5 protein-coding genes are annotated in these 4,741 nt (G+C 74.3%); 4 read left to right on the top strand and 1 reads right to left on the bottom strand.

All coding sequences use genetic code 11. The features are described from left to right. Positions 1-45: 45 nt before the first annotated feature. The 4 genes from PV721_RS41375 to PV721_RS41360 are packed head-to-tail and all read left to right on the top strand — an operon-like array spanning position 46 to position 4,194. The gene (locus tag PV721_RS41375) at positions 46-2,661 is read left to right on the top strand and encodes a nitrate- and nitrite sensing domain-containing protein (RefSeq protein ID WP_319733764.1); all 2,616 of its coding nucleotides are present in this window, start codon (positions 46-48) and stop codon (positions 2,659-2,661) included. Then, the gene (locus PV721_RS41370) at positions 2,661-3,104 is read left to right on the top strand and encodes a roadblock/LC7 domain-containing protein (protein WP_319733760.1); all 444 of its coding nucleotides are present in this window, start codon (positions 2,661-2,663) and stop codon (positions 3,102-3,104) included. The genes PV721_RS41375 and PV721_RS41370 overlap by 1 nt, the downstream gene beginning before the upstream one ends. A 17-nt stretch (positions 3,105-3,121) precedes the next feature. Continuing rightward, the gene (locus PV721_RS41365) at positions 3,122-3,502 is read left to right on the top strand and encodes a DUF742 domain-containing protein (protein WP_319733758.1); all 381 of its coding nucleotides are present in this window, start codon (positions 3,122-3,124) and stop codon (positions 3,500-3,502) included. After that, positions 3,502-4,194, top strand: coding sequence for a GTP-binding protein (locus PV721_RS41360; protein ID WP_319733757.1), 693 nt, complete (start codon positions 3,502-3,504; stop codon positions 4,192-4,194). The genes PV721_RS41365 and PV721_RS41360 overlap by 1 nt, the downstream gene beginning before the upstream one ends. 28 nt (positions 4,195-4,222) lie before the next feature. Here the strand turns inward: PV721_RS41360 and PV721_RS41355 are convergent, their stop codons facing one another. Then, the gene (locus PV721_RS41355; RefSeq protein ID WP_319733745.1) at positions 4,223-4,660 is read right to left on the bottom strand and encodes a PPOX class F420-dependent oxidoreductase; all 438 of its coding nucleotides are present in this window, start codon (positions 4,658-4,660) and stop codon (positions 4,223-4,225) included. Between the last annotated feature and the right edge of the window lie 81 nt (positions 4,661-4,741).

Genomic DNA, 4,741 nt, shown 5'->3' with positions numbered 1-4,741 from the left:
CCCCCCGCCACCGCACCCGTAGGCACCGCCCGGAACGAGGAGCCCATGCGAACACCCCGCAGAAGACCGGAAGCAGCGGCGCCGCGGCTGCCCGCGCCCCCGGCACGCGGCCGCCGGGCCCACGCCGGACCGCCGGCCGAGGAAACGGCGGAGCACCGGGCCCACCAGACCCTCCCGGGCACACGGACCGTCCCGCGCGACCGCGGACCCCGCTTGCGACTGCGGCCCGCCACCGTCCGCGCGAAGATCGTCTCGCTCCTGATGGTCCCGGTCGTCTCGCTCCTCGCCCTCTGGGCCTTCGCCACCGTCAACACCGCCCAGGACGTCGCCCGCCTCAGCCGCATCCACCAGGCCGACGCCGAGATACGCACCCCCGTCGCCGCCGCCGTCATCGAACTCCAAGCCGAGCGGCGGGCCGCCGTCCGCCTCCTCGCCGACCCCACCGCCGACCCGGGCACCCTGGACCAGCAGGCCCGCCGCACCGACAGCGCCGTCCGGCGGCTGCGGCTCGGCGACCGCCACACCGTCGCCGACTCCGGCGACCACCGCTCCGACATCGTGGTCCGCCTGGGCACGTTCGTCGCCGCCGCCGAGGACCTGGGATCGGCCCGCAAGGACATCACCGACCGCCGCGCCAGCCCGGAGGCGGCCTACGAGATCTACACGCGCGTGGTCGACTCCGCCTTCGCCGTGGGCGGCGCCCTGACGGGCGGCGAGGACGCCGAACTCGGCCCCGACGCCCGCGTGCTGCTCGAGTTCGCCCGCGCCGGTGAACTCCTGTCGCGCGAGGACGCCCTGCTCGCCGTACCGGGCCCGCGCAGCGCCGAAACGCTCCGGCAGCTGACCGGCGCCGTCGAGGCGCGCCGCGCGCTCACCGACTCCGCGGCCCGCGACCTACCCGCCGCCCAGCAGGCCGCCTGGCAGTCCGTCGCCAAGAGCTCCGCCTATGCCGACCTCACCGGCGCCGAGGACCGCGCGCTCGCGGCCGGCACCTCCAAGGACAGCCGAGGGGCGCCCGCCGGCTGGGAGGCCGCCCACAGCGGCATCGGCGCCTCGATGCTGGAGATCGAGGAGGCCGCGCACGCCGCGGCCGCCGACCGGGCCGATCCGCTCGCCGAAGGGGCGCTGAGCCCGGCCGGTGCCGCCGTACTGCTGGGCCTGGCGGCCGTCGCCGCCTCGCTCGTCATCTCCGTACGGATCGGCCGCGCGCTCGTCGTGGAACTGGTCTCGCTGCGCAACACGGCTCTGGAGATCGCCCACCGCAAGCTCCCGCAGGCGATGGAACGGCTGCGCGCCGGCGAGGACATCGACGTCACCGCCGAGACCCCGCCCGGGCCGCCCGCCGACGACGAGATCACCCAGGTCGGCGAGGCGCTCGGCACCGTCCACCGGGCCGCGCTCAGCGCCGCCGTCGAGCGGGCCGAGCTCGCCAGCGGGATATCCGGCGTCTTCGTCAATCTCGCCCGCCGCAGCCAGGTCCTCGTGCACAAGCAGCTCACCCTGCTCGACTCGATGGAACGGCGCGCCGATGATCCGAACGAGCTCGGCGACCTCTTCCGTCTCGACCACCTCACCACCCGGATGCGCCGGCACGCGGAAAGTCTGATCATCCTGTCCGGCGCGGCCCCGGGCCGGGCCTGGCGGATACCGGTCCCCCTCACCAACGTCGTACGGGCCGCGGTCTCCGAGATCGAGGAGTACCCGCGCATCGAGGTCCGCCAGCTCGCCGAGGCCGCCGTGGTCGGGGGCGCCGTCGCCGACCTCACCCACCTGCTCGCCGAACTCATCGAGAACGCCGCACAGTTCTCCCCGCCCCACACCAAGGTCCGGGTCAGCGGAGAACCCGTCGGCGCCGGCTACGTCCTGGAGGTCGAGGACCGCGGGCTCGGCATGGGCCGCGAAACCCTGGGCGACGCCAACCGGCGCATCGAGCAGTCCGAGGCGCTCGACCTCTTCGACAGTGACCGGCTCGGGCTCTTCGTGGTCAGCCGCCTCGCGGCCCGGCACGGGGTGAAGGTGCACCTGCGCACGTCGCCCTACGGCGGCACCACCGCGGTGGTGCTCCTGCCGAACGCCATGCTCCAGGGCGCCCTCCCGGTCGCCGACCCCGGCCCCGCCACCGGCAGCGGGCCCGAGCACCGGGCCGCGGCACCGCCACCGGAGCCGGTGGCGCAGGCGGAGCCGCCGCACACCATGACCGTCGTAGGGGAGGACGCGCACGGCGCGGCGGTACGGGAAGACCGGCGCGGCTCGGCGGTACGGGAGGACCCGCGCGGCATCCCGGCCACGGCCCCGGCTCCGGCCACGGCCCCGGCTCCGGCCCCGGCTCCGGACCGGACCCCCGCACCCGAGGAGCAGCGCCCGGCCCCGGTGGCGCCGCTGCGGCCGCGCGCCCCCGGCGGCGCGGTCGCCCGTACCCAGGCGGCGTCGGCCCCCTCGGCCTCGGTGACGGAACTGCCGCGCCGGGTGCGCCAGGCCAGCCTCGTCCCGCAGCTCCGGGAGGCCCCGGCCCCCAAGGCCCCCGCCGGTGCCCGCGTCCCCGAGGACCCGCCGGGCCGCAGCCCGGAGCAGGCCCGGGACCGGATGGCGGCCTACCGGGCCGGCTGGGTCCGCGGCGCCCAGGAGAGCTCCCCCCATGCAGGCAGCGAAGGAGAACGGTGATGATCGAACACCAGAGGATCGACCTGGACGGCGTCCGCAGGTCCGGCGAACTGGACTGGCTGCTGGACGACATGGTGCGCCGGGTCCGAGAGGTCCGGCACGCCGTGGTCCTCTCCAACGACGGGCTGGCGGTCGGAGCCTCCAGCGCGCTCAGCCGGGAGGACGCCGAGCACCTGGCGGCGGTGGCCTCCGGCTTCCACAGCCTGGCGAAGGGCGCGGGCCGGCACTTCCACGCCGGGGGCGTGCGCCAGACGATGGTCGAGATGGACGAGGGCTTCCTCTTCGTCGCGGCTGCCGGAGACGGCTCCTGCCTCGCCGTGCTCAGCGCCGCCAGCGCCGACATCGGCCTGATCGCCTACGAGATGGCCCGGCTCGTGAAGCGGGTCGGCGAGCACCTCTACACGCCGCCCCGGTTCGCGGCGCGGCCGCCGGCCGCCGGCTGAGGGCGGCGGTCCGGCACATGAACGGCCAGTGGTACGACGCCGAGGCGGGCCCGCTCGTCCGTCCGTACGCCATGACCGGCGGGCGTACGAAGCCGGGACCCCACGGGGTCCGCTTCGACCTCATCGCGCTGGTCGTGGTGGACCCGGCGGGCGCGGACGAGGCGGCCGAGTCGCTGCTCGGCCCCGAACATCGGGCGCTGCTCGGACTCTGCCGGTCCGAGACCCAGTCGGTGGCGGAACTCGCCGCCGACGCCGACCTGCCGGTGGGGGTGGTGCGGGTCCTGCTCGGGGACCTGCTGGAGGGCGGGCACGTCAAGGTCAGCCGGCCGGTACCGCCCGCACAGCTGCCGGACGAGCGGATTCTGCGTGAAGTCATCGAGGGATTGCGAGCGCTTTGATGGGACAGCATGACAACGGACCTGCCGGACCTGCCGGACCTGCCCCGGGCCCGGACATCGATGTGGACGTGGACGTGGATCCCGGACCCGGGGAGGACGCCGAACTGGCCTCGCTCGCGCTGAAGATCCTGGTGGCGGGTGGCTTCGGGGCCGGCAAGACCACCCTGGTGGGCGCGGTGAGCGAGATCCGTCCGCTGCGGACCGAGGAGTTGCTGAGCGAGGCGGGCGAACTGGTCGACGACACGGGCGGCGTGGACCAGAAGACGACGACGACCGTGGCCATGGACTTCGGGCGGATCACCATCCGGTCCGGGCTGGCCCTGTACCTGTTCGGCACCCCGGGGCAGGACCGGTTCTGGTTCCTGTGGGACGAGTTGTCGCAGGGAGCGCTCGGCGCGGTGGTGCTCGCCGACACGCGGCGGCTGGAGGACAGCTTTCCGGCGGTGGACTACTTCGAGCACCGGCGCATCCCCTTCGTGGTGGCCGTCAACTGCTTCACGGACGCGCGGCGGTACGGGGCGCACGACGTGTCGCGGGCGCTGGACCTGGACCAGGGGACGCCGGTGGTGCTGTGTGACGCGAGGGACAAGGACTCGGGGAAGGAAGTGCTGATCAGGCTGGTCGAGTACGCCGGTCGGGTGCACACCGCCCGGCTGCTGGAGTCGGTGGAGCCGCACGCCGATTCCGTGTGAACCGGCCTGCGGCTCCACCCGGGACGGGTCAGTCCGCGATGCCGGCGAGGGCGATCACCTTGTCGATCGGGACCCGGACGAGGAGTTCGCTCGGGACGGCATTGCGGCGGCCGAAGGACTCCGCACGCTCCTCGCCCATGTAACGGGCGCCGATCCGGGTCGCCCAGGCGAGCAACTCGTCCGCGTCGTCGGAGTATCCGCTGATCTCGGCACGGCCCTGGAGCACGACGTACGAGAACGGCGGCCGGTCGTCGTCCACGCAGAGCGCGAACCGGCCGTCGCGGGCGAGGTTGCGCCCCTTGGCGGTGTCCTTGCCGGTGTTGAACACGAAGGAATCGCCGTCGAGGACGAACCAGATGGGAGCGATGTGCGGGCTGCCGTCCTCGCGGACGGTGGAGAGCTTTCCGGTGCGGGTGGAATGGGAGACGAATGCCCGCCATTCCTCTTGAGTCATCTTCTTCGCCATGGGGACATCCTCCTTGCCCGAAAGGCGCTGGTGGGGAAGGCTTGCGGCACGAGTACGTGGGGTGGGGCGCGGCCGGGAGGC

The sequence above is a fragment of the Streptomyces sp. MB09-01 genome (genome assembly GCF_033794505.1).
In the GTDB taxonomy this organism is placed as follows: Bacteria; Actinomycetota; Actinomycetes; order Streptomycetales; family Streptomycetaceae; genus Streptomyces.
The sequence above is the reverse complement of the archived record's forward strand: the minus strand, read 5'-3'. Positions and strand labels throughout refer to the sequence as shown.